Source organism: Vibrio sp. R11-SG3-ISO3-SZ, from assembly GCF_059834345.1.
The window spans coordinates 1-24,435 of record NZ_JCBDGX010000034.1 but is presented as its reverse complement, the minus strand read 5'-3'; the positions used below and the strand labels follow the sequence as shown (position 1 = coordinate 24,435).

Genomic DNA, 24,435 nt, shown 5'->3' with positions numbered 1-24,435 from the left:
AAATGATGCCGTGCGGGCGACCAATGAGCTGACGGAAATCATCGTGATTGGCCTTGGTCATACCAAGGCTGTGCAGATCCAATCGCGTGGCGTTTTTGTCCAAAAGACGCATCACCACGCGCTCGCCGTGCGACGATGGCATGGTCGAGACACGCACATCGACCGCGCGACCACCGATACGCAGGGAAATACGCCCATCTTGAGGCACGCGTTTTTCCGCAATGTCGAGCCGCGCCATCACTTTCACCCGTGAGACCAGAAGGGGCGCAAGTTTGCGACTGGGTGATAACACATCACGCAGTACACCATCGACGCGAAAACGGATCGCTAAGCTTTTCTCAAAGGTTTCGATGTGGATATCCGACGCGCCCTCTTTGATTGCCTCTCCTAGCATGGCGTTGATGAGTTTGATGATCGGCGCGTCGTCTTCTGACTCCAGCAAATCTTCATCCTGCGGCAGCTCTTCGGCCAGAGAGAAAAGATCGTCACTGTCCGCGCCAATGTCTTCCATCAACTGGCGCGCTTCCGACGAGTCGCGCTGGTAGGCGCGGGTTAAACGCTGTTCAAACTCACTGCTGCTGACCGATTGCATACCAAACGGCTCGCCGACAACGCGATTCACTTCAAGCAAAGCGTCTACCGCGAGCGGTTCAACATAATAGAGCACCAAGCCAGGTGACTCGGTCTGCGCGGTTTCCAACACCAAGCTGAAACGCTTGGCAAAACTAAACGGCAAGCGACGAACGGACGGTCTCTCCATTACTGCACATCCATTTGGTCAAGGAAGGCTTGGATTTCCACCGGATGGCGGATCTCATCACCAAATTTTGGCAACACAGGAATGTGCGCATCGTCCATCAGCTTAAGACCTTGGTCCGCTTTATAAAGCTGCTCAGCACGGATGAAGTTGTATTTACGCTGCGTGATGCCATCGGTCGTCATACCATCGCGAATGATGGTCGGTTTGATGAACACCATCAGGTTCTTTTTCTCCACTTGGGTACTGGTCGATTTGAACAGATGGCCAAGATACGGAATGTCGCCCAGCAGCGGCACTTTCGATTCGCTCTCCAGCGCGCGCTCATCAATCAAACCGCCTAGGACAATCATCTGACCGTCTTCGACCATCACAGAGGTGTTGAGCTGGCGCTTGGCAAACCGCACATCCACCGCGCCATTGGCACCAAGCACGTTTGACACCTCTTGCTCAATATTGAGCTGCACTGAGTTGCCTTCGTTAATTTGCGGCACCACTTTGAGTTTGATGCCGACCTCTTTACGATCGACGGTTTGGAATGGGTTGTCGTTGTTCGAACCGGCCGTCGAGCCCGTTAACACCGGCACCTCTTCACCGACAATAAACGAGGCCTCGCCGTTGTCCATCACGGTAATGCTCGGTGAGGAGAGAATGTTGGAGTTGGAGTCAGTCGATACCGCACTGATCAGCGCCGTCCAGTCGCCCATCACCACACTGAGCGCTGCGCCATTGACGCCAGAGAGTGCCGAGGCCAGTGTCGAGTAATCACCCGATTCCGTGGTGGTTTCATTACGCAAGAAGTTGCCATCTGAGTCGTACACTGCGGTCGTTGAGGTGGTATCTTTGGCCTCTTCAAGGCCTACCATCACCTGCCCGATGCCCGCGCCGGTGTTGCCGTATTGAATCACTGCGCCGGTTTCTAGCGAGCCCCATTGCACACCGAGGTTGATGCCATCGCCCTCTGCCATTTCAACAATCAGTGCTTCAATCAGCACTTGCGCGCGGCGAATATCCAGCTGTGATATCACCTCTTGCAACGCGTTCATAATATCTGGCGGCGCCGTGAGCACGAGCGCGTTGGTCCCCGGGTGGGCTGCGATCATCACATCGTTGCGCTGCGAATTGCTGTTGCTGCCAGCTTTTTTCTCCGCTTGCAGGTTGGCCGACACGCCTTTGAGCACCTCAACCATTTCATCGGCTTTGGCGTATTTGAGGTAGACCACGCGGTTGTTGCCTTTCGACGCCATTTCCACGTCAAGCTGCTTGATCAGTCGGCGCAGGCGTTCACGCACTTGCGGATCGCCGGAGATCAAAATCGAGTTGGTGCGATCGTCTGCCACCAACTTAGGCTCCAAAAACGCTGGGGTGTTCTTATCGGCGCTTTTATTCAGCGCATCGACAATACGCACCATCTCTGCGGCAGAAGCGTTGGCTAAATCCACCACTTCGATCTCTTTGTCGCCCGCCTGGTCGACGCGTTTGATGATGTCCGCCAAGCGGTTAACCACGGCGGCGCGTCCGGTGATCAAAATGATGTTAGCAGGGTCGTAGTGCACCACGTTACCGGCACCTGCGTTGTCATTGAGCTGTCTTAGCAGTGGCGAGAGCTCGCGCACCGAGACATTGCGCACGGCCACTACGCGAGTGACCACCGCGTCGCCTTGCACGCTGCCATCACCCACCACAGGAATAGCCGAGGTTTTGGCGTCTTTTGCGCGAATGACTTTGAGTACGCCATTCTCCATTTCCACCACGGCAAAGCCATACACTTCGAGCACATTGAGGAAAAAGCGGTAGTACTGCTCTTCGGTCAACATGTCGTAGCTGCGCACATCGACTTTTCCGCGTACCGCTGGATCCACGATAATGGTCTTTTCTAAGTTTCGCCCCACAATGTTAATGAACTCTTGAATGTCCGTGCCCTTAAAGCTGGCACTGAAATCATTGGCGCTCACCAGTGGGGTCAATAAGCTTGCTGCTAACAGCCAAGCACTTCTCTTAATTCTCATGTCCCCACCAAAAAAGCGCCTACAAAAAACGTTCTCAAGCCACTGCTTCACATTATTCTCCTTGTGACTCGCGCCGCTGGGCAAGTCTTATAATTCAATATAAATCTCATAGGGTTGGCCTTCTCGCTCTACGGTGAGCGTCAATTCCGTTAACTCAGACAAGGCGTTGAACACCTGTGTCATTGCCGCAGCGTCCTTTAGGTCGAGGCCATTGATCTGCACCGCGATATCGCCATTTTGCAAACCCACCTCATCAAACAATTCTCGGTCTTTACCCGGAGAAAGGCGGTAACCCACCACATCATCACCTTCTTTAATTTGCGACATGCGCACGTACTGAAAAACCTGTTTGGCGTCTTGACCTATCTCTTCTCGGATACGCTCTAAGGTGTCAGGGGAGATGTCCACTCGATGGCTCGATGATGAGGAAGAAGAGGTCCCTTTCGATGAAGAGGAAGAAGGCGCCGACTGCGCAGAGTAGTCGATGCCTTGCAGCATGATGGTTTCATTGCGCCCCGCGTTGTCGATGATGACGCGATCGCTGTGGACTTGGACCAACTTGGCGCGCGTACCTTGAATGGCTTCACCGATGCCGACTGTCTCTTGCTGGCCCTTGTTGGCGATGACTGCCAAGCTCTTCTCGCTGTTGGAGCTGACCACCGCGCCCACCAGCACCAAATTGAGACGACTTTTGGGCGCTTCTTGAATCGGCGCCGCCTCGGTTGGGGTCTCTTGGGTGTAGCGGCCAAACAGGTGGCTATTTTGCAGAGAGGAGAGGTTTAAGCGCTCTGGCGCAGTTCGGGTGACTTCACCACTGGCGCGAATGGAGCGTGACACCACACTCGGCGAGTCCACCATCGACCAGACCAGCTCGCCCGCCAGCCAAGCGCACACCACCAAGAGCACAACGGTTAGCCCGCGACTGATTTTTGCTTGAACCTGACTGTTTTTGAGCGACATGCCGAGTTGCGACAGCCGAGTTGCCGAAAATTCCACTCAATTTCCTTATTGTCTGCACCTGGGAGTCCTGATATTCGGGAAAAACGACTCTGTGCAGGGAGTTAACACTGTTCTCATTGTATCAAAGTTTGCTATGAGCTCACTATCAATGCCACTGGGCGCGCTGTTAACGAACGAAAATCTGCCGATTTGCTTGAAAAATCGGATCTCCATCACCATTGTTAACGAATCGGTTATGCCGTGACCAGGTCATCGGCATCCCACTTCGATGTTTTTCGTACATGAGGTCGCCTTTTTCACCTCTTTCATCTCAATACAGAGCCAAGAAAGAGACGATGACGTTCATGCACGCTTATTAGAGAGTAAAAACCACAATGGGTTCCCAAACAGATGTCGTCAGGCTGGATAAATGGCTCTGGGCGGCTCGATTTTACAAAACACGCTCGATTGCACGAAACATGGTCGATGGTGGCAAAGTTCACTATAATGGCCAGCGCAGTAAACCGAGTAAAGCGGTGGAACTTGGCGCTGTCATCACTCTGCGCCAAGGTACGGAAGAGAAAACCGTGGTGATCGAGAAGATTTCCGATCAACGCCGCGGCGCCCCTGAAGCGCAAACTCTATACAGTGAAACCACAGAAAGTATCGCCAAGCGCGAAGACAATGCCTTGCGTCGTAAGCTTCATGCTCACAACCCAAGCCCAGATCGTCGCCCGGATAAAAAGCAGCGTCGCGACATCATCAAATTTAAACATCAATAATGTCTACCCGCACCAGCAAGGCAAAAATTTACGAGGAATCGCCACATGGCAAGCAATGTTTTGAATCGCTACTTATTTGAAGATCTATCAGTACGTGGCGAGTTGGTACAACTGGACGAAGCCTACCAACGCATCATTTCCAGCAAGGAATACCCAGTCGCTATTCAAAAGCTACTGGGGGAGCTGCTTGTATCAACCACTCTTCTCACCGCTACGCTGAAGTTTGAAGGGTCCATCACACTGCAACTGCAAGGGGATGGCCCGGTCTCTCTCGCGGTGATTAACGGTGACAACAAACAGAAAATCCGCGGTGTGGCGCGCTTTGAGGGCGACATTGCCGATGATGCCAGCATCCACGATATGATGGGTAAAGGCTACTTGGTGATCACCATCGATCCGAAACAAGGCGAACGTTACCAAGGCATTGTTGCACTGGAAGGCGATACCTTAGCCGAGATCCTCGAAGGCTACTTTGCTAACTCTGAGCAGTTGAAAACGCGTCTATGGATTCGCACCGGTGAATATGAAGGGACGCCGAAAGCCGCTGGCATGTTGATCCAAGTGATGCCCGATGGCACCGGCAGCGCGGATGATTTTGAGCACCTAGAGCAGCTCACTAATACCGTCAAAGATGAAGAGTTGTTCTCACTTGAAGCCAATGAGTTGCTGTACCGTCTATACAACCAAGAGAAAGTCCGCCTGTTTGATCCGCAACCTGTTGCGTTCCATTGTGGCTGTTCGCGTGAACGCAGTGGCGCAGCAATCGTTACGCTCGACCGTGTGGAAGTAAACGACATTTTGGCCGAAGAAGGTTCAATTTCTTTACATTGTGATTACTGCGGCACGAATTATTCGTTTGATGAATTCGAAGTCGCCGAACTGTTCTCACAAGCCTCAAACGGCAATTCCACGCTGCATTAATTTTCATAACGCAGCAAGCGTGTAATTTTTCTATCAAAAGGCCGACTCTATGTCGGCCTTTTTGTGATCCAATGGCCGTAATCACTCGCTTCAGCCGTAATAAACTAACCTCTTAATTTTAAGCAATTAATAATCCCTTGCGCTCTAGCGCAATGCTTTGCGCACACGATACACTGATCGCGCCAATATGTGATGAGTAGCTTAAAACCCCACGAAAATTACGGTTAATCTTTGAACTATATCCCTGTTTTCGAGCAAGCCCATTGCTAGCATGGTGAGCAGATAAATAAAAAAATATTGACAAAATCCCTACAAAAATATTCCTATAAGGAGCACCTATGACCGTTATGGAACATACAAAGGCTGCAACACTTGATCTTACCAAGCACGGACTTCACAACGTAAAAGAGGTGGTACGCAACCCCAGTTACGAGATGTTGTTCGCAGAAGAAACTCGCGCGGATCTGGAAGGCTACGAAAAAGGCGTAGTCACCGAACTCGGCGCAGTCGCTGTTGATACCGGGATTTTTACCGGCCGCTCACCAAAAGATAAATACATCGTGAAAGACACCACCACCGAAGAGCACATGTGGTGGACATCCGACGCGGTGAAAAACGACAACAAACCTATCGATCAAGCGGTCTGGAACGACCTCAAAGCCTTGGTCACCCATCAGCTATCTGGCAAACGCGTGTTTGTGATTGATGGCTACTGCGGCGCCAACCCTGATACGCGCCTCAGTATTCGCGTCATCACTGAAGTGGCGTGGCAAGCCCATTTCGTGAAGAACATGTTCATTCGCCCAAGCGAAGAAGAGTTGGCAACGTTTGAACCCGACTTTGTCGTCATGAACGGCGCGAAGTGCACCAACGATAAATGGCAAGAGCACGGCCTCAACTCAGAGAACTTCACCGTGTTCAACCTCACCGAGCGCATGCAGTTGATCGGCGGTACCTGGTACGGCGGTGAAATGAAGAAAGGCATGTTCGCCATGATGAACTACTTCTTACCATTGAAAGGCATCGCGTCTATGCACTGCAGTGCCAATATGGGTAAAGAAGGCGATGTGGCGATTTTCTTTGGTCTATCTGGTACAGGTAAAACCACACTATCCACCGATCCAAAACGTGCCCTGATCGGTGACGACGAGCACGGCTGGGATGACGATGGCGTGTTCAACTTCGAAGGCGGCTGCTACGCCAAAACCATCAAACTATCGAAAGAAGCCGAGCCAGATATTTACCACGCCATCCGTCGTGATGCCTTGTTGGAAAATGTCACGGTACGCAATGACGGCTCCATCGATTTTGATGACGGTTCGAAGACTGAAAACACGCGCGTTTCCTACCCTATCGAGCACATCGACAACATCGTTAAACCGGTGTCTAAGGGGGGTCATGCGAACAAAGTGATTTTCCTCTCTGCGGATGCCTTCGGCGTGCTGCCTCCTGTGTCTAAATTGACGCCAGAGCAAACCAAGTACCACTTCTTGTCTGGCTTTACCGCCAAACTTGCGGGTACAGAGCGTGGCATTACCGAGCCAACGCCGACCTTCTCTGCCTGTTTTGGTGCTGCGTTCCTTACGCTTCACCCAACCAAGTATGCAGAAGTGTTGGTCAAACGTATGGAAGCGGCGGGTGCTGAAGCCTACCTCGTCAATACCGGCTGGAATGGCAGTGGCAAACGTATCTCTATCCAAGATACGCGCGGCATCATCGACGCCATTTTAGATGGTTCGATTGAACAGGCAGAAACGAAGCACATTCCAATCTTCAACCTCGAAGTGCCGACCTCTCTACCGGGTGTCGATCCTGCGATTTTGGATCCCCGTGATACCTACGTTGATCCGTTGCAGTGGGAAAGCAAAGCCAACGATTTGGCCGAGCGCTTTATCAACAACTTTGATAAGTACACCGACAACGCCGAAGGCCAATCACTGGTTGCGGCAGGGCCACAACTCAAATAACGTGACCCTTCACCGTTAACTGTCGCCAAGCCCCTCATTTGAGGGGCTTTTTGATTGCCTGTTGAGGCAAAATGTTTCACTCTAAACACAAGGTGACCCCAACGGACTCGACTGTGAAGAAAACACTCAAGTGGTTAATGATCTCAATATTACTGATGGCGATGATGGCTATCGGTGCGCTGTTTGCTGCGTTGCACACGAACAAAGCGCCGCAAGTGGTCAAGCAACTGCTTGAGTCCTTGACCCCGTATCAGATCGAGATTGGGTCACTGCATTACACAGCGCCTTACCAGTTTGAGATGGAGCAAGTCTCCCTGCACCTTGCCGCTGGAAAGCCCAATTCCCTCTCTAGCGATGCAGACCATAACCACCCCACGCTCCAGTTGCCCAAGCTCACCCTATGGCTCAGCCAGTGGCCGTGGAAGGAGGGCAAACTCGCCTTCGACTCCGTTTTGATAGAAGAAGCTCGCTTGGATGTCACACAACTGCGCGATTGGCTGAACCCGCTGCGCGATACAACGCGTTCTCCTCTGCCCATTCATACCCAGCAACTGGCGTTGAAGCATGTCGATTTGAGCGGTGCCCACTGGTCCGCGCGCGATGTGGATCTGCAAATTCAAGCGCCAAGTTGGCAATCCGATACACAAACAGTGCCGTTTGGCGACATTCAACTGGCGGCGAAGCAGCTCTACATTCACGGCGAAGCGTTGAATAACCTACTGATTGACGGTCGCTATCGCGCACAAAACAGCACCGTCTATGGTGCCTCGTTTGACTGGAATAACGCGCAGCTGTCAGGCCAAGCGGAGCAATACCCGCATGGCTGGTCACTGGTCAATGTGACGTTAACCCATCCAAACCAAAATCAGCCGCTCAACATTGAGCGCCTGCGTCGTAGTCTCGCCGCGGTGACGCTGCCGATTGTTCACATCAACAGCTTAGATATTCTTGGCGCGACCTTGCGCTATCAAGATTGGCAATTGGACAATCTCGATGCCTCGCTGGAAAACCTCGACCTCACCCAATCGCTCTGGCAACAAGACAATGGCTACCTATCACTCAGCGCCGATCGTATCCACAATGGCGAGTTGGCATTGCTCTCGCCACTGACCAAAATCACCTTCAGTCAAGGTGAGCTCAATGTTCAGGAGTGGGATGCGGATTTTAAACAAGGAAGGGTGCAGCTGCGCGGTAAGGTCAGCCCAACGCACGTGGCGCTCGATGAGGTCAAACTCAATAACATCAAATGGTTGGAGGATACACAAAGCCTGCTGAACGGGTTTGAGCGTTCGCACTCCACCCTCGACACGCTCTCTATCGAACAATTGCACATTAACAATGGCCAGGTCATCCAAGTCGAAAAAATGCCCTATTGGCAGCTCAGCGGCCTCAATGTTCGAGGCAAAGGGCTGACCTTGATTCAAGACCACCAGCTTGGACTCTATGCGGGGGAGCTGGAAGTAAGCGCCAACAACGCCAGTTACGACAAGCTGCTGACGACGCAAGCGGTGCTCAATGCGCGCGTGGAGCAAGGCATCGTCTATCTGGATCGCTTTTTTGCGCCGTTGGCCACAGGCTATATTGATGCGAACGGTCACCTCGATAGGCGCACCATCAGCCGTCCTTGGTCGCTCACTTTGCACGGCGATGGCGTGCCGCTAGAGCAAAGCTGGCTTTTGCGCTGGCTGCCCTTTACCTTGAGCGGATTTGCCGAACTCAGCGCCGAGCTGTCAGGATTAGCGGGCGATTACAGCATGCTGTCGCACAGCGTGTCGGGCAAAGTGACATTGGCCATGCATCAAGCCACCCTGGAAGCGTACAGCAGTGATGGTGAGCAGCAGTATCAACTCGCGTTGCCCAGTGATCCGCTCGTCAGCCACGTTGATCGCGGCCGCATTGAACTGAGCGCGCCGTTTGACGCGCCCAGTATTGCCGGTCACATCGATTTGACCAAACCACGCTTTGCCACCTTGCTGATTAAAAGCGAATCTGGCTGTCAGCACCTTTGGTCAGAAGTGTTCAGTCAGACTACTCAGATCTTCGACCGCTGCCCTTAATTAGCGGGTTAAACGGCCAGTTCGCGCCCGGCTTCGCCAAGCATAGTGCGGTAATCAGGCAGCAGCATGTAGGTACCAATAAACTCCACCGCCGCCACATCGCCACTGTAGATGGTGACATGGATGACGATGCGCGCTTTGCGCCCTTGCGCTAAGCGGTCCAAATCGCCGCTGATGCCATCCAGGGAGGTCGACGCCACCGGGTTTTGTACCACAGGGTGGCGATAGCGAATTTGGCTGTCAGCGAGCACGATGTCACCGTGCAAGTTGCGCTCTTTCATCAACAGCCAAGTCATGCCCCATCCAGTGAGAGTGGCCAATGTAAAGGCGGAGCCTGCAAACAAGGTGTTGTGCGGGTTGAGGTTAGGATTGAGCTGAGAGACGCACTCAAACTGATAACCCGTGTACTGGTTGATCTTAATGCCCATTTTGTCGCTGATCGGGATTTGATGCTCCCAGCGCTCTTGCAGCTCAGTGCACCATTCGGGTTTACGCAGGACATTTGCCATGGGATCGAGCGGCTTGACCATTTGCTGATGGCGCACGGGGCCACGTTCATCCGTCAACTCACCACGGCGCTCAAAGCCGTTTTTCTCATAGAAATCGATCGCGTCCTCACGGGCGTTACACACCAAGCGCTTGGCGCCTTCTTGACGAGCAAGCGACTCGAGCGCGACCAACACCAGTGACCCCATACCCTTACTGCGACGATTGCCTTTGACCGCCATAAAGCGGATCTGACCTTCGTTGTCTGAGGTAATGTATAAGCGCCCAATCGCCATCGGTCGGCCACGGCCATCAACAATCATACGATGGTGGCTCAGCGGATCAAACTCATCGCGTTCAGATCCGATTGGCATCCGCCACGGCTCTCTGAGCATTTGCCAACGAAAATGATAATACTTGTTGAGCTGGTTATCCGTCTTTGGCGTGATTAGCTTAAACATATCTATCCTTGTGTCTGTGTATTTACGCTTGGAGCCAGAAGGTCACTGGGCCATCATTGACCAAAGAGACTTTCATATCCGCGGCAAAGCGTCCTCGCTCTGTGGGCAGTACTTGCTCACACAGATCAGAGAAATAATTATAGAGGCGCTCGGCATCCTGTGGCGCCGCGCCGCGAGAAAAGCCCGCTCGCGTGCCCTTTTTGGTGTTTGCGGGTAAGGTGAACTGCGAGACGACCAACAGCTTACCGCCCACTTGCTGCACGTTGAGGTTCATTTTCCCTTCCTCATCGCTGAACACGCGATAAGCGGTGACGCGCTCCATCAAGCGCTTGGCTTTGGCTTCGTCGTCGTCTTTTTCGACCCCAAGCAGGACCAATAAGCCATGTTCAATCTCACCCACGACATCGCCATCGACGCGAACGGCCGCTTCACTCACTCTTTGAATCAGCGCTATCACTCTCTTTTCCTTCTTGTTGTGCTGTCTCATCTGGGCGTGAGTGTACCACGGCTAACGTCTGGCTCCACTTCTCCCGCTCACCAAGAGAAGCTGTGACTTCTGCGCCAATCAACACAATCAGCCAGCACAAATAGACCCAAACGAACAAAATCGGAATCGCGGCCAGCGCGCCATAAATTAACTGATAGGAAGGAAACTGAGTAATGTAGAGGGCAAAGCCTTTTTTGCTCGCCTCAAACAGCAGCGCCGCAACAATCGCACCGATCACCGCATGGGTAAAACGGACCTTTTTATTGGGCACCAACATATAAAGACCAATAAAGGCGAAAAAGGACAACAAAAACGGCAACCAGCGCAGCATCAAGGTGTAGATACTCGACAAGGTTTCATGCTCAAGAATTTTTAGCGAGGTAACGTAAGAGGTCGCAGCGATGCTCGCCCCCACTAGGATAGGGCCAAGAGTGAGCACCATCCAGTACATCGAAAAGGAGAACACCAAACGGCGCTTTTTGCGCACCCGCCAGATGTAGTTGAGGTTCTTATCGATGTTGGAGATCAGCATCAGCGCAGCGACAAATAAGAACGCACTGCCGATCGCCGTCATCTTGCCCGTATTGGTAACAAATTGCAGCAGCGCGTTTTTCACCGCATCGCCCGCCGCAGGGACAAAATGGGTAATGACAAAGTCTTGAATCACCTCGCCTGCGTTCTCAAATACCGCAAACGAGGACAAAATGGACAGCAGCACCGTCAACATGGGCACGATCGACAGCAGCGTAATGTAGGCCAAATACCCCGCATTCACACTGACGCGGTCGTGGTCAATGCGCGCAGCGAGGTAGCGCACAAACAGCGCAGCAAGCTTGATGACAGGCTCCAATTTCAACTTGTATCTCCTTGTTTCCTCAGTCATCCTATGACTTTATCAGGATTAACAGTATAACCCTAAACGTGCGCGCCGTGGGGCAATAAGCCAAACTTCTCGCACGCGTGTTCGGTCAGAAAAGGAATTCACTATGCCGCAGTTACTCACCCTTATGCTCTCTCTGCTGACCTTGGTTGGCTGTCAATCCACCTACTATTCAGCGATGGAGCAAGTAGGCTATCACAAACGCGATATCATGATCGATCGGGTTGAAGACGCCAAAACGTCACAGCAAGAGGCGCAGCAAGAGTTCAGCAGTGCGCTTGAAGCGCTATCGGTACTCACGCAGTTTGATGGCGGTGAGCTGGAAAGCGTCTACGAGCAAATCAACGACAAGTACCAAGCCAGTGAAGAGGCCGCAGAAGAGGTAGCTGCGCGCATTGCCGCGATTGAAGATGTTTCCGAGGCGCTGTTTGATGAGTGGCAAGAGGAGCTGGATCTCTACACCAGCGCGACGCTGCGCCGCTCTAGCGAAAAAAAGCTGCGTGAGACCAAAGCCTCTTACCAAACCATGCTCAAGGCGATGAAGCGCGCAGAGAGCAAGATGACCCCGGTACTCAACACGCTGCGTGACAATACGCTCTATCTCAAACACAACCTCAACGCCAGCGCGATCGGTTCATTGCAGGGCGAATTTACTAACCTAGAGAAAGAGATTCAGTTTGCCATCGCGCAAATGAACGAGGCGATCAGCGAATCCGATAAGTTCTTGCAAACTTTGCAGCAATAGAGCCCTATTCTCTCTTTCTCTCCAAACAATATTTCTGCCCAAGGCATCTCCCTCCTAGGGCATCTTCCAAAACAAAAAAAGCCCCGAGTCTCAGACTCGGGGCTCATTAAATACGTTATGCTTTAAGGCAATTACTTCGCTGCGCGAGACGCACGCTTACGGTCGCTTTCCGTTAGGAACTTCTTACGAATACGGATGCTTTCCGGCGTTACTTCGACTAGCTCGTCATCATCGATGAACTCTAGCGCTTGCTCAAGCGTCATCTTGATTGGCGGAGTAAGCACCTGCGCGTCATCGGTACCCGATGCACGAACGTTGGTAAGCTGCTTACCTTTCAGTGCGTTAACGGTTAGGTCGTTGTCACGGCTGTGAATACCAATAACCATGCCTTCGTACACTTCCACACCGTGACCGATAAATAGGCGACCACGCTCTTGAAGGTTGAACAGCGCGTTAGTCAGCGCTTTACCCATCGCGTTAGCAATCAGTACACCGTTGACACGTTGACCGATGTTACCGCCTTTGTGTGGCGCGTAGCGATCAAACGTATGGTAAAGAAGACCAGAACCCGACGTTAGCGTCATGAATTCGGTTTGGAAACCAATCAGACCACGAGATGGCATTTCGAAGTCCATACGAACGCGGCCTTTACCGTCTGGAGACATGTCTTTTAGCTCACCTTTACGTAGGCCGATGTTCTCCATGATGCCGCCTTGGTGCTCTTCCATCACGTCGATCGTTACCGTCTCGAATGGTTCCAATAGCTGACCATTCTCTTCTTTGATGATAACTTCAGGACGCGATACCGCAAGCTCAAAGCCTTCACGACGCATGTTTTCAATCAGGATAGAGAGGTGAAGCTCACCACGGCCTGATACGCGGAATTTGTCTGGATCGTCAGTTTGCTCAACGCGTAGTGCTACGTTGTGGACCAGTTCTTTCTCTAGACGCTCAAGGATGTTACGTGACGTCACGAACTTACCTTCTTTACCCGCGAATGGAGACGTGTTGACTTGGAACGTCATCGTTACTGTTGGCTCATCAACAGAGAGCGGTGGTAGCGCTTCAACTGCGTTTTGTGCGCAGATGGTGTCAGAAATTTTAAGCTCACCCAGACCTGTGATGGCGATGATATCACCTGCGTTCGCTTGCTCAACTTCGTGACGTTCTAGACCAAGGTAGCCCATGACTGTGCCAACTTTACCGTTGCGCGTTTTACCGTCTGCACCGATGATCGTCACTTGTTGGTTCGCTTTCACGCTACCACGAGTCACACGAGCCACACCGATAACACCCACGTAAGAGCTGTAGTCTAGCTGAGAAACCTGCATCTGCAGTGGACCATCAAGGTCAACATTTGGCGCATCAACCACATCAACGATGGTTTGGAATAGAGGTTCCATGTTCTCGCCTGTTGCGCCTTCTTCTAGCGTAGCCCAGCCATTCAGTGCTGACGCGTAGACCACTTTAAAGTCTAGCTGTTCGTCGGTCGCGCCTAGGTTGTCAAATAGGTCAAACACTTGGTCCATAACCCAATCAGGACGAGCACCAGGGCGGTCAATCTTGTTGATGACAACGATAGGCTTTAGGCCGTGTGCGAAGGCTTTTTGCGTTACGAAACGGGTTTGCGGCATCGGGCCGTCTACCGCGTCAACGATCAGTAGCACTGAGTCTACCATCGACATGATACGTTCTACTTCACCACCGAAGTCCGCGTGTCCTGGGGTATCAACGATGTTGATGCGGTAGTCATTCCAGTTGATGGCGGTGTTTTTCGCCAAAATGGTGATGCCGCGCTCTTTCTCGATGTCGTTCGAGTCCATGACTCGCTCTTCCGCTTCACCGCGAGACTCAAGCGTGCCTGATTGCTGGAGCAGTTTGTCAACCAGCGTGGTTTTACCGTGGTCAACGTGCGCGATGATCGCGATATTTCTTAAATTATCAATCTGTGGAGTAGCCATGGATTTGATTCACTCGAATATGAGAAACACGCCGTTTATCTTAGGTGAATAAGGGTCATTGCCCTATTACCTATCAAACCGCGTGCTTACTTGATTAAAAAAACGGCCATAATGTACCAGATTTTCGCAAAAAACCCAGAAATATGTGATCTGCTTCGGCTCTTTTCACCTTTATTTTCCGTTTTTTCTCGCAGGCATTCCAATACGGCCTGACGTACCGACGCACAGTGCAGATTAGGTGAAAAATGCGGATTGACAATTGAGCAAAATCTAGGCTGAATGGTGTTCGGTCTTGAGTCATATTGGTGCATAAAAATGAAATTGCACCAAAACAATGCACTATGAGATCATTTTGGTGCAACAACGTGCACCAAACTTAAGCCCCATCCGCTAATTAATTGAAATTAATGGATTAATTTTTTTGGCATGATTTTGGCTTAGTTTGGATCAGCATCGGTTAATCAAGCGACACGGAATTAATCAATGCTGGATTTTTCCAAATCGAGTCATTCACGCTTTATCAACACTGGAGGTTTTCCAAGATGTCAGTAGAAAATGTTCTATCGCTGATCCAAGAGAACGAAGTTAAGTTCGTTGACCTACGTTTCACAGATACAAAGGGTAAAGAGCAACACATCTCTATCCCGGCTCACCAAATTGATGCGGACTTCTTCGAAGAAGGCAAAATGTTTGACGGTTCTTCTGTTGCTGGCTGGAAAGGCATCAACGAGTCAGACATGGTGATGATGCCAGACGCAACAAGCGCTGTACTTGACCCATTTACCGAAGATGCGACTCTGAACATTCGTTGTGACATCCTAGAGCCTGCAACCATGCAGGGCTACGATCGCGACCCACGCTCTATCGCAAAACGCGCGGAAGACTTCATGCGTTCAACAGGTATTGCTGACACAGTGCTTATCGGTCCTGAGCCAGAATTCTTCCTGTTTGATGACGTAAAATTTGCGACTGACATGTCAGGTTCATTCTTCAAGATTGATGACGTTGAAGCAGCGTGGAACACAGGCTCTGACTACGAAGAAGGCAACAAAGGTCACCGTCCTGGTGTGAAAGGCGGTTACTTCCCAGTCGCGCCAGTTGATTCTTCTCAAGACATCCGTAGCGCCATGTGTTTGATCATGGAAGAGATGGGTTTGGTTGTTGAAGCACACCACCACGAAGTGGCGACTGCGGGTCAAAACGAAATCGCAACTCGCTTCAACACGCTAACAACAAAAGCGGATGAAATCCAAATCTACAAGTACGTCGTACACAACGTAGCTCACGCGTTTGGTAAGACAGCCACCTTCATGCCTAAGCCACTCGTGGGTGACAACGGTAGCGGTATGCACGTTCACCAATCTCTAGCGAAAGACGGCGTAAACCTGTTTGCTGGCGATAAGTACGGCGGCCTATCTGAAACTGCGCTTTACTACATCGGCGGTATCATCAAGCACGCTCGCGCAATCAACGCGTTTGCTAACCCGTCAACCAACTCGTACAAGCGTCTTGTCCCAGGCTTTGAAGCACCTGTTATGCTCGCTTACTCAGCGCGTAACCGCTCTGCATCAATCCGTATCCCTGTGGTACCAAGCCCTAAAGCGCGTCGTATCGAAGTCCGCTTCGGTGACCCAGCAGCGAACCCATACCTATGTTTCGCAGCAATGCTGATGGCTGGTCTTGACGGTATCAAGAACAAGATCCACCCAGGCGAAGCGATGGACAAAGACTTGTACGACCTACCAGCTGAAGAAGCAGCAGAAATCCCAACTGTTGCCTACTCACTGAAAGACGCACTAGAAGAGCTGGATGCAGACCGTGAGTTCTTGACAGCAGGTGGCGTATTCTCTGACGACTTCATCGACTCTTACATCGGCCTAAAAGCGCAAGATGTAGAGAAAGTGAACATGACAACGCACCCACTAGAATTCGAACTTTACTACTCAGTATAAGTCTCGGTATAAAAAATCTAGTCGCGACGTTTCGTCACGTTACATAATTCTAAGGCTCGCCTCGCAGGCGAGCTTTTTTTATCTGTGCACATTGCCACTCTTGACTACTATGGGTTCACACCGTCAACGTGAGAGCTTAAGTATGAAACCTCTAGCCCCTTTCACTGCGTTCACTTTACTGAGTCTATCCTTTGTAAGCCTGCCGCTTTGTCACGCGCAGACCGTCTACACTTGGGTCGATGATGAGGGGGTGCGCCACTTCAGTGATTCACCCGGTCATGAGCGGGCGAGCGCTTTAACCTTGCCTGACGTCAACTCCCCGCCGCCCCAACCGGAATTTGATGCCGCCGAGCCAGTGCCAAGCAGAGACCATTCAAACGCACAAGCAAACGCGCGCAGCCAAGAGGCCACAAGCGCCTCTTCGGAGCACGCCGCTACCTCTTTGCAAGTGAATACACCTTTGCAAGTGACGATTATCTCACCCAGTGACGATCAAGCCGTGCGCAGCAACAGCGGCCGTTTGACGATTCAAGGCGAAGCCAACCGAAAACTGGCGATTGGCGAGCAGTTTCAACTGTTGATGAACGGTCAACCCTTCGATGCGCCAACACACCGCCCAAACTGGTCCTTGACCAATGTGGACAGAGGCTCACACTCTTTTATTATTCAAGCCTTTAGAGACGGCAAGCTTATTGCATCTTCCAACCCTATTACGGTGCATCTACAGAGAGTCAGTACCGCTGCGGCGCCGAGCTCGCCCTAAGCCCATAAAATCAAGCTTTTGAGCTTTTACTCTCTCTGGGATTGCGCCATACTTGGGTGTTGCAATGCACCATTTTTGTGCATTGCACTATTCAGGTTCACGGAAGAGGGTAAACCGAGTGGAAAGTGGATTAAACGACATCATCTTGAATCATCAAGTGACCGCGATACTCATCATGAACGAGTCGCTTCAGGTTCGCTACGCCAACCCTGCTGCCGAGCAACTCTTTGCCCAGAGCATGAAACGCATTGTGGGCCAACCACTCTCTCATTTAGTTCAGCACGCTTCGATGGATCTCGCCTTGTTGTCGCAGCCCCTGCAAAGTGGTCAAAGCATTACCGACAGTGACGTGACCTTTGTTGTTGATGGCAAACCGCTGATGTTGGAGGTTACCGTCAGCCCAATATCTTGGGAAAAGAAACTGATGCTGCTGGTTGAGATGCGTAAGATTGGTCAACAGCGTCGCTTATCACAAGAGTTGAATCAGCATGCGCAGCAGCAAGCCGCTAAACTCTTAGTGCGTGGCCTTGCGCACGAGATCAAAAACCCACTTGGCGGCCTGCGTGGCGCCGCTCAGCTGCTCGAGCGTACCTTGCCCGATCCAACACTGACCGAATACACCCACATCATCATCGAGCAAGCGGATCGCCTGCGCGCCTTGGTCGACCGACTGCTTGGCCCGCAGAAACCGGGCAAAAAGCAGCTCGAAAACTTACACCTCATTTTGGAAAAAGTCCGTCAGTTAGTGGATCTTGAAGTCAATCAGCGTATCGAGATAGAACGCGACTACGACCCAAGTTTGCCGGAAATTTTGATGGACGCCGACCAGATTGAGCAGGCACTGCTCAATATCGTGAGCAATGCCGGTCAGATTTTGTCATCGCAAGACAATGGCAAGATCACCATTCGCACCAGAACGGTGCATCAAACCAATATCCATGGCCAGCGCTGCAAACTGGCAGCGCGCATTGAAGTGATTGATAACGGCCCCGGCATTCCGTCTGAGCTACAAGATACGCTGTTTTACCCTATGGTCAGCGGCCGAGACGGCGGAACGGGGCTAGGATTATCCATCGCGCAGAACCTTATCGATCAACATCAAGGAAAAATCGATGTCGAAAGCTGGCCAGGAAGAACCACATTTACGATTTATCTGCCCATTTAAGGTAGAGATTTATTTGCTGCCCGACGTCAAAGGCGAAGGGAAAGACTGTCATTTGGCGATGCTGTGAGGAAAGGAAGTTATGAGTAAAGGATACGTTTGGGTCGTCGATGATGACAGCTCGATTCGTTGGGTAATGGAGAAGACCTTATCGTCGGCCAATATTAAATGCGAAACTTTCGCGGATGCTGAGAGTGTCTTAATGGCTCTTGAGCGCGAGTCACCCGATGTATTGGTGTCGGATATTCGCATGCCGGGCATTGATGGCATTCAGCTACTCAAGCAGGTTCACGAGGCCTCACCCGACCTGCCTGTTATCATCATGACGGCGCACTCTGATCTGGATGCCGCGGTCAACGCCTACCAAAAAGGGGCGTTTGAATATCTGCCCAAACCTTTTGATGTCGACGAAACCCTCACCTTAGTGGAGCGTGCGATTACGCACAGCCACGAGCAAAAGCGTGAGCACGCCACCGCCGACCATGACACCTACAGCCCGCCAGAAATCATCGGTGAAGCACCGGCAATGCAAGAGGTATTTCGCGCCATCGGCCGCCTATCACGTTCGTCCATTTCGGTGCTGATTAATGGCGAGTCCGGTACCGGTAAAGAGCTGGTGGCACACGCACTGCACCGTCATAGCCCTCGAGCGAGTAAACCGTTTATTGCCCTCAACATGGCCGCGATTCCCAAAGATTTGATTGAATCGGAGCTGTTTGGCCATGAAAAAGGCGCTTTCACCGGTGCCAACAACGTGCGCCAAGGCCGATTTGAGCAAGCCAATGGGGGAACCCTGTTTTTGGATGAGATCGGTGACATGCCGCTCGATATTCAAACTCGCTTGCTCCGTGTCTTGGCCGATGGTCAGTTCTATCGCGTCGGCGGCCACTCGCCAATCAAAGTGGATGTGCGTATCGTCGCTGCGACCCACCAAAACTTAGAAAAATTGGTTCATGAGAACAAATTCCGCGAAGATTTGTTCCACCGCCTGAATGTCATCCGCATCAAGATTCCGTCACTGCGCGAACGCAAACAAGACATTGAGAAACTGACGCTGCACTTCTTAGCACTGGCCGCCGAAGAGCTGGGCGTAGACGTGAAGACACTGCATCCGACCACAGTAGACACGTTAAACCGCCTCGATTGGCCGGGTAACGTGCGCCAGCTAGAGAACGTCTGTCGCTGGCTGACCGTGATGGCCAGTGGCAGTGAAGTGTTACCCAACGATTTGCCGACGCAGTTACTGCAAGACAGCCATACGACGCAAAGCAGTGGTGAAGGCAACTGGCAGCAACAACTGTCGAGCTGGGCGCGAGACGCACTCTCCAAAGGCGACTCTGAGCTGCTCTCTTACGCACTTCCTGAATTTGAACGTATACTTTTAGAAGCAGCACTTGAACATACCAACGGTCACAAGCAGGATGCCGCAAAGCTCCTTGGTTGGGGGCGCAATACACTTACCCGCAAACTGAAAGAGCTTTACTGATTGTATTTAAAGAGAAAATCGAGATGCAACCCTTTGCATGATAAGGATCCAAGGTCTCGATTTTTCTCTGATTTTTTCCTCGCTTGACTGTTTTAAAGCCGATAAGATGACTTAACGCACACGCAAGAATCCGGACTTTATGGCGACCACTCAAATCACTCTAAGAACTGCCGTTGTTCTCCCATTCGTGATGATCTTTATCATCACACTGGGTGTGATTGTTGCGGTGCAAAAAAGCAGTTATGAAGACATGGTCGTGAACGTCAGTGACCAGGCGCTCTCGTCACTGACCGACAACGTCACCTTAGAGCTCAATCACTTTCTCAGTCCCGCCTTTGATGCCAGTCTGGCGATCAGCCACACCATCGGCTTTGGTGAGCTCTATCGTCATGATGATATGCGCCAAATCGAAGCGTATCTGCGCAGCAGCTTTTCGGATCTCTATCGCTCGATCCCTAACTTGGATGCGATTGGTTTTGGTGGTGAAGGCGCCGAATATGTCGGTTATCGCCGCGAAGCCAATCAAGGGCTGACCTTGATGCTAAAAGACCGCCGCACTTTAGACAAACTGGTGATTTATCGCGGTCAACAGGTCTCTGGAGAGGTTCGCTCCGTCATCGATAACTATGACCCGCGTGTGCGCCCTTGGTACACGCCAATCGCAGACCATCACCATGGTGCCTGGTCGTCCATTTACGCCAATGCCGATGAGCGGCAAGATATCACGCTGACCGCACTGACGCCCGTGTTTGCTGAAGAAAAGTTTGTCGGCGTGGTGGGAGCCGATCTGAAAATCGACACGTTTAATGCCTTCTTGCGTCAGCAGCGCGATAAGAACAGCGTGATTATTTACATTACGGATGCCGAGCAGCGTTTAGTCGCCCATTCCACCGAAGGGAGCGTCGTTTCTTGGGGTACCGCGCAGAGCAAAAAAGGCGACCGCCTGCTTGCCATCGAGAGTGGTCATCCGGTGGTCAAAGCCAGTGCCTTGCACGCCAGCGAGGCCAATCTATTCCAGCAAGGACGTTTCGAGCAGCAGCAATATTATCGCTTCCCGCTTTCGCTAAATGGCCAACGTTACTTCAACCACATTACGCCCTACACCGACTCGCATGGTTTGACCTGGTATATCGGCGTCGCCATCGCTGAGCAAGATTTACTGGGCGATTTGGCACAAAGTCAGCGCAACGGTTGGTTAACGGGTTTATTGGTCAGCGTCTTGGGGGTCCTCGTCTGCCTTATCGCTCTGAACAAAGTGGTCAAACCCATCACCTCAACCGCTGATGCCGCCAAGCATCTTGCCAAAGGCGATTGGGATAGCCACATGCCTAAACCTGGCCATATCTATGAAACCAATCTCTTGGTGTTCGCGTTTAACGAAATGGCAAACAACCTCAAAGCCTCTTTCAAAGCCTTAAAATCGCAACTGCTGTACGACTCGCTGACTCGCTTATATAGCCGTGAAGGGCTGGTCGATACCTGTGATAGCCTGAGAAAGCTCGAGGGGACCCTGCTGTTAGTCGGGATCAACAAATTCCGTGATATCAATGACAGCCTCGGCCACCTGCAAGGCGATCAACTGCTGGCGATCATTGCAGAGCGGCTGAAAACACGGTTTGAACAAAACAGCTATTTGGCGCGCATCGGTGGCGATGAGTTTGCGATTTATATTCCCGCTCATCGCGACAACGAACCTGCCAATGTCTACGCTAACCAAGTGTTGCAGATGTTTGCCTCGCCGTTTTCCATGGCGAGTGAAAATGTGGTAGTCAATGTCTCCGTCGGGATTGTGGAAGAAGGGCCGAGCCACAACATGACCCTGTGGCTAAGAAACGGCAGTATTGCCCTGAGTAACGCTAAGCAAGAGCCGTCCAACATCAGTTACTACAAACCCGAGATGGCGGATATTTCGCGCAAACGCACGCTAATGCAAGCGAAGATTCAGTCCGGCGTTGAGAACCAAGAGTTCTTACCTTTCTATCAACCGATCGTCGATTTAGCCAGTGGCAAAGTGGTCGGCGCCGAAGCGCTAGCACGCTGGCAATCCGCAGATTCAGGGCTTATCTCTCCTATGGAGTTCATCCCTATCGCTGAAGAGAGCGGACTGATTGGCGCCATCGGTGAGACCATTTTGCGTCAAGCCTGTAATGATACAGTGAAGGGGATGCAAGACGGAAAATGGGATGAGGATTTCCATATCCACGTCAATTTGTCGGTCAAACAACTGTCGAATGTCGATTTGATTGCCTCACTCAAGCGCATCCTTGATGAGTCCGGACTCGATGCCGATAACCTGACGTTGGAAATCACCGAGTCCCGTATTGTCGATAATGACCCAGTGATCATCAAAAACATGCGGGCCATACGCGATCTTGGTGTCCACATCGCCATCGATGATTTTGGTACGGGTTACAGCTCACTGGCGTATTTGCACAAGCTGCCGTTCGATTGTCTAAAGATCGATCGCACCTTTGTCAACAAAATGCGCCCAGAGCAGCTCGATACGTCGATCGTCGCTGCGATTGTCAACATGACCAAGAGCATGAAAGTGGAACTGGTTGCCGAAGGGATCGAGACCCAAGAGCAAGCGCAAATGCTCACCTCCCTCGCCTGTCCATTAGGTCAAGGCTTCCTCTACAGCCGCCCCATTACCTATCAGGATTGGCCAACAGATCTGGTTAACATGAAGCGATAATCAGCACATCGGGTCGATTTTGCGCGCTTATCCTACTGACACTCACATCATTGACTCTTATACTTAGCTCAAATTAGACCCATTGGATCCGTCATAATGATAACGAAAAATCTCCCGCTTACCGATTTGCACCGTCACCTTGACGGCAATATTCGCACTCAAACGATTTTAGAACTGGGCCAGAAGTTTGGCGTCGCCTTGCCCGCGTATGATGTGGCATCGTTAACCCCCCACGTACAAATTGTGGAAGCAGAGCCTTCATTGGTTGCCTTTTTGTCCAAGCTTGATTGGGGCGTAGCGGTCTTGGGCGATCTTGACGCGTGTCGCCGAGTCGCCTATGAAAACGTGGAAGACGCTCTGAATGCTCGTATTGACTATGCCGAGCTGCGTTTCTCTCCTTACTACATGGCGATGAAACACAAACTGCCCGTGGCTGGTGTGGTGGAAGCCGTCGTCGATGGTGTAAAAGCGGGTGTGCGAGATTTTGGCATTCAAGCCAATCTGATTGGGATCATGAGCCGCACCTTTGGCACCGATGCCTGTCAGCAAGAGTTGGATGCGATTTTGACACAGAAAGATCACATTGTTGCCGTTGACCTCGCCGGTGACGAACTCGGCCAACCCGGTGATCGCTTCGTGAAGCACTTTAAGCAAGTGAAGGATGCGGGCCTCAACGTCACGGTTCACGCTGGCGAAGCGGCGGGAGCAGAAAGCATGTGGCAAGCGATCAACCAACTTGGTGCGACGCGTATTGGCCACGGTGTAAAAGCCATCCACGACCCGAAATTGATGGATTATCTCGCAGAGCAGCGCATTGGCATTGAGTCCTGCCTAACGTCTAATATCCAAACCAGTACCGTGGATTCATTGGCCAACCACCCAATTAAGACCTTCCTTGAACATGGCGTGCTAGCCTGTCTCAACACCGACGACCCTGCTGTTGAGGGTATTGAGCTTCCTTATGAGTATGAGGTCGCTGCGCCGCAAGCAGGCTTGTCAGCAGAGCAAATTCGTCAAGCTCAGATCAATGGTTTAGAGTTGGCCTTTTTGTCCGAAGCCGACAAACAAGCCCTGAGAGAGAAAGTCGCCCAGCGCGTCTAGAACACGCCTTACCGTCCGTATCTAGCCGACCGCATCTAGCCAGCCATCGTGCTGGCTTTTTTGTATTTGGCGTTTGTGGGTGTCGTTTTTGAGGGGAAAGGTCAAGGACAGGTAGGTTGCAGCGACTCGAAAAACACATGATAGTGACAGTCGCAGTCGGTAGATATAGATTTGAAAAAATAGATATGCGCAGATATGAAAAAAGCCTCGCTATCACTAGCGAGGCTTTCAATAGTGGCGGAGAGATAGGGATTTGAACCCTAGATACGCTATTAACGTATGCCGGTTTTCAAGACCGGTGCTTTCAACCACTCAGCCATCTCTCCACAAATTGTGTAATCAAAGTCTTACTCACCCTTAAAGGTCGCTTTGATTAAGAAATTGTTTCTATAACGCATCAGATTTTGGTGTGAGAAGCGCAGTGTGCAGTCGCACATGAGCATCGCAGCAACAAAAGATGCAAGTTACGGGAACAATTTACAATCGAAGCCTGGCGATGTCCTACTCTCACATGGGGAAGCCCCACACTACCATCGGCGCTAATTCGTTTCACTTCTGAGTTCGGCATGGAATCAGGTGGGTCCAAATCGCTATGGTCGCCAAGCAAATTCTTTAATTCGGAAAGCTGTTTACGTTCTTACACATTCAATGTTCTTACATTGAGTCCATCAAAACCCTTTGGGTGTTGTATGGTTAAGCCTCACGGGCAATTAGTACAGGTTAGCTCAACGCCTCACAGCGCTTACACACCCTGCCTATCAACGTTCTAGTCTCGAACAACCCTTAAGGGCACTTAAAGTGCCAGGGAAGACTCATCTCAGGGC

At 51.4% G+C, this 24,435-nt stretch carries 18 protein-coding genes, 1 tRNA gene and 2 rRNA genes; 11 read left to right on the top strand and 10 right to left on the bottom strand.

Features of this window, described 5'->3' with window-relative positions:
- The 3 genes from AC6R1O_RS04795 to gspC all read right to left on the bottom strand — a co-directional run.
- A partial coding sequence (locus tag AC6R1O_RS04795) for a GspE/PulE family protein (protein ID WP_500656565.1) occupies positions 1-760 on the bottom strand: 760 nt, incomplete at its 3' end.
- Positions 760-2,766 carry a type II secretion system secretin GspD gene (gene gspD, locus AC6R1O_RS04790; RefSeq protein WP_500656564.1) on the bottom strand — a complete coding sequence of 669 codons (2,007 nt, stop codon included), beginning with the start codon at positions 2,764-2,766 and terminating at the stop codon, positions 760-762. The genes gspD and AC6R1O_RS04795, both read right to left, overlap by 1 nt.
- Positions 2,767-2,853: 87 nt before the next feature.
- Positions 2,854-3,726 (bottom strand): type II secretion system protein GspC, encoded by an 873-nt coding sequence (gene gspC / locus AC6R1O_RS04785; RefSeq protein ID WP_500656566.1) that lies wholly within the window; start codon positions 3,724-3,726, stop codon positions 2,854-2,856.
- Positions 3,727-4,100: 374 nt separating this feature from the next.
- Here gspC and hslR point away from each other — a divergent pair, with 374 nt between their 5' ends.
- From hslR to AC6R1O_RS04765, 4 genes are all read left to right on the top strand, one after another.
- Positions 4,101-4,487 carry a ribosome-associated heat shock protein Hsp15 gene (hslR, locus tag AC6R1O_RS04780; protein ID WP_334554939.1) on the top strand — a complete coding sequence of 129 codons (387 nt, stop codon included), beginning with the start codon at positions 4,101-4,103 and terminating at the stop codon, positions 4,485-4,487.
- Positions 4,488-4,532: 45 nt separating this feature from the next.
- A complete protein-coding gene (gene hslO / locus AC6R1O_RS04775; protein WP_500630184.1) occupies positions 4,533-5,408 on the top strand; it encodes an Hsp33 family molecular chaperone HslO in 876 nt (291 codons plus the stop codon).
- 338 nt (positions 5,409-5,746) lie between these two features.
- Positions 5,747-7,375, top strand: a complete 1,629-nt coding sequence (gene pckA, locus AC6R1O_RS04770) for a phosphoenolpyruvate carboxykinase (ATP) (protein WP_500637968.1) — start codon at positions 5,747-5,749, stop codon at positions 7,373-7,375.
- A 71-nt stretch (positions 7,376-7,446) separates the two neighbouring features.
- Positions 7,447-9,432: an AsmA family protein gene (locus tag AC6R1O_RS04765; protein ID WP_500656563.1), complete on the top strand. Its 1,986-nt coding sequence runs from the start codon at positions 7,447-7,449 to the stop codon at positions 9,430-9,432.
- 8 nt (positions 9,433-9,440) lie between these two features.
- Here AC6R1O_RS04765 and AC6R1O_RS04760 read toward each other — a convergent pair whose 3' ends face one another.
- Genes AC6R1O_RS04760 through AC6R1O_RS04750 form a run of 3 tightly spaced genes read right to left on the bottom strand, consistent with a single transcriptional unit; the run spans position 9,441 to position 11,749 of the window.
- A complete protein-coding gene (locus AC6R1O_RS04760) occupies positions 9,441-10,379 on the bottom strand; it encodes a bifunctional GNAT family N-acetyltransferase/hotdog fold thioesterase (protein WP_500628046.1) in 939 nt (312 codons plus the stop codon).
- Positions 10,380-10,401: 22 nt separating this feature from the next.
- The gene (gene dtd / locus AC6R1O_RS04755; protein ID WP_500656562.1) at positions 10,402-10,836 is read right to left on the bottom strand and encodes a D-aminoacyl-tRNA deacylase; all 435 of its coding nucleotides are present in this window, start codon (positions 10,834-10,836) and stop codon (positions 10,402-10,404) included.
- The gene (locus AC6R1O_RS04750) at positions 10,808-11,749 is read right to left on the bottom strand and encodes a virulence factor BrkB family protein (RefSeq protein ID WP_487903083.1); all 942 of its coding nucleotides are present in this window, start codon (positions 11,747-11,749) and stop codon (positions 10,808-10,810) included. Before AC6R1O_RS04750 ends, dtd begins: the two co-directional genes overlap by 29 nt.
- Before the next feature lie 103 nt (positions 11,750-11,852).
- Between AC6R1O_RS04750 and AC6R1O_RS04745 the strand changes: the two genes are divergently transcribed.
- Positions 11,853-12,491: a DUF2959 domain-containing protein gene (locus AC6R1O_RS04745; protein ID WP_487903084.1), complete on the top strand. Its 639-nt coding sequence runs from the start codon at positions 11,853-11,855 to the stop codon at positions 12,489-12,491.
- A 131-nt stretch (positions 12,492-12,622) separates the two neighbouring features.
- On the opposite strand, the gene typA is transcribed toward AC6R1O_RS04745, so the two are convergent.
- The gene (gene typA, locus AC6R1O_RS04740; RefSeq protein ID WP_487903085.1) at positions 12,623-14,452 is read right to left on the bottom strand and encodes a translational GTPase TypA; all 1,830 of its coding nucleotides are present in this window, start codon (positions 14,450-14,452) and stop codon (positions 12,623-12,625) included.
- Between the two features lie 542 nt (positions 14,453-14,994).
- Between typA and glnA the strand changes: the two genes are divergently transcribed.
- The 6 genes from glnA (at position 14,995) to add (ending at position 23,611) form a co-directional block, all read left to right on the top strand.
- The gene (gene glnA / locus AC6R1O_RS04735; RefSeq protein ID WP_500630188.1) at positions 14,995-16,404 is read left to right on the top strand and encodes a glutamate--ammonia ligase; all 1,410 of its coding nucleotides are present in this window, start codon (positions 14,995-14,997) and stop codon (positions 16,402-16,404) included.
- A 142-nt stretch (positions 16,405-16,546) separates the two neighbouring features.
- Complete coding sequence (locus AC6R1O_RS04730) at positions 16,547-17,167, top strand: DUF4124 domain-containing protein (RefSeq protein ID WP_500632553.1); 621 nt, start codon at positions 16,547-16,549, stop codon at positions 17,165-17,167.
- A 118-nt stretch (positions 17,168-17,285) separates the two neighbouring features.
- Positions 17,286-18,332 (top strand): nitrogen regulation protein NR(II), encoded by a 1,047-nt coding sequence (glnL, locus tag AC6R1O_RS04725; RefSeq protein WP_334554963.1) that lies wholly within the window; start codon positions 17,286-17,288, stop codon positions 18,330-18,332.
- 79 nt (positions 18,333-18,411) lie between these two features.
- Positions 18,412-19,815, top strand: a complete 1,404-nt coding sequence (gene glnG, locus AC6R1O_RS04720) for a nitrogen regulation protein NR(I) (RefSeq protein ID WP_334554965.1) — start codon at positions 18,412-18,414, stop codon at positions 19,813-19,815.
- Positions 19,816-19,954: 139 nt separating this feature from the next.
- The gene (gene gepA, locus AC6R1O_RS04715; RefSeq protein WP_500637964.1) at positions 19,955-22,510 is read left to right on the top strand and encodes a phosphodiesterase GepA; all 2,556 of its coding nucleotides are present in this window, start codon (positions 19,955-19,957) and stop codon (positions 22,508-22,510) included.
- A gap of 96 nt (positions 22,511-22,606) precedes the next feature.
- Entirely contained in the window at positions 22,607-23,611 is a 1,005-nt protein-coding gene (gene add / locus AC6R1O_RS04710) for an adenosine deaminase (protein ID WP_487903088.1), read from the top strand.
- 235 nt (positions 23,612-23,846) lie between these two features.
- Here the strand turns inward: add and AC6R1O_RS04705 are convergent.
- From AC6R1O_RS04705 to AC6R1O_RS04695, 3 genes are all read right to left on the bottom strand, one after another.
- Positions 23,847-23,937, bottom strand: a tRNA-Ser gene (locus tag AC6R1O_RS04705).
- Between the two features lie 162 nt (positions 23,938-24,099).
- Positions 24,100-24,215: ribosomal RNA gene (gene rrf / locus AC6R1O_RS04700) — 5S ribosomal RNA — on the bottom strand.
- Positions 24,216-24,300: 85 nt separating this feature from the next.
- A 23S ribosomal RNA gene (locus tag AC6R1O_RS04695) occupies positions 24,301-24,435 on the bottom strand; the annotation flags it as partial.

Excerpts from the sequence above, each read along its gene's own strand:
- gspD (WP_500656564.1), bottom strand. The coding sequence starts at position 2,766 with ATGAGAATTAAGAGAAGTGCTTGGCTGTTAGCAGCAAGCTTATTGACC.
- gspC (WP_500656566.1), bottom strand. The coding sequence starts at position 3,726 with ATGTCGCTCAAAAACAGTCAGGTTCAAGCAAAAATCAGTCGCGGGCTA.
- hslR (WP_334554939.1), top strand. The coding sequence starts at position 4,101 with ATGGGTTCCCAAACAGATGTCGTCAGGCTGGATAAATGGCTCTGGGCG.
- hslO (WP_500630184.1), top strand. The coding sequence starts at position 4,533 with ATGGCAAGCAATGTTTTGAATCGCTACTTATTTGAAGATCTATCAGTA.
- pckA (WP_500637968.1), top strand. The coding sequence starts at position 5,747 with ATGACCGTTATGGAACATACAAAGGCTGCAACACTTGATCTTACCAAG.
- AC6R1O_RS04765 (WP_500656563.1), top strand. The coding sequence starts at position 7,447 with ATGTTTCACTCTAAACACAAGGTGACCCCAACGGACTCGACTGTGAAG.
- AC6R1O_RS04760 (WP_500628046.1), bottom strand. The coding sequence starts at position 10,379 with ATGTTTAAGCTAATCACGCCAAAGACGGATAACCAGCTCAACAAGTAT.
- AC6R1O_RS04750 (WP_487903083.1), bottom strand. The coding sequence starts at position 11,749 with ATGACTGAGGAAACAAGGAGATACAAGTTGAAATTGGAGCCTGTCATC.
- AC6R1O_RS04745 (WP_487903084.1), top strand. The coding sequence starts at position 11,853 with ATGCCGCAGTTACTCACCCTTATGCTCTCTCTGCTGACCTTGGTTGGC.
- typA (WP_487903085.1), bottom strand. The coding sequence starts at position 14,452 with ATGGCTACTCCACAGATTGATAATTTAAGAAATATCGCGATCATCGCG.
- glnA (WP_500630188.1), top strand. The coding sequence starts at position 14,995 with ATGTCAGTAGAAAATGTTCTATCGCTGATCCAAGAGAACGAAGTTAAG.
- AC6R1O_RS04730 (WP_500632553.1), top strand. The coding sequence starts at position 16,547 with ATGAAACCTCTAGCCCCTTTCACTGCGTTCACTTTACTGAGTCTATCC.
- glnG (WP_334554965.1), top strand. The coding sequence starts at position 18,412 with ATGAGTAAAGGATACGTTTGGGTCGTCGATGATGACAGCTCGATTCGT.
- gepA (WP_500637964.1), top strand. The coding sequence starts at position 19,955 with ATGGCGACCACTCAAATCACTCTAAGAACTGCCGTTGTTCTCCCATTC.
- add (WP_487903088.1), top strand. The coding sequence starts at position 22,607 with ATGATAACGAAAAATCTCCCGCTTACCGATTTGCACCGTCACCTTGAC.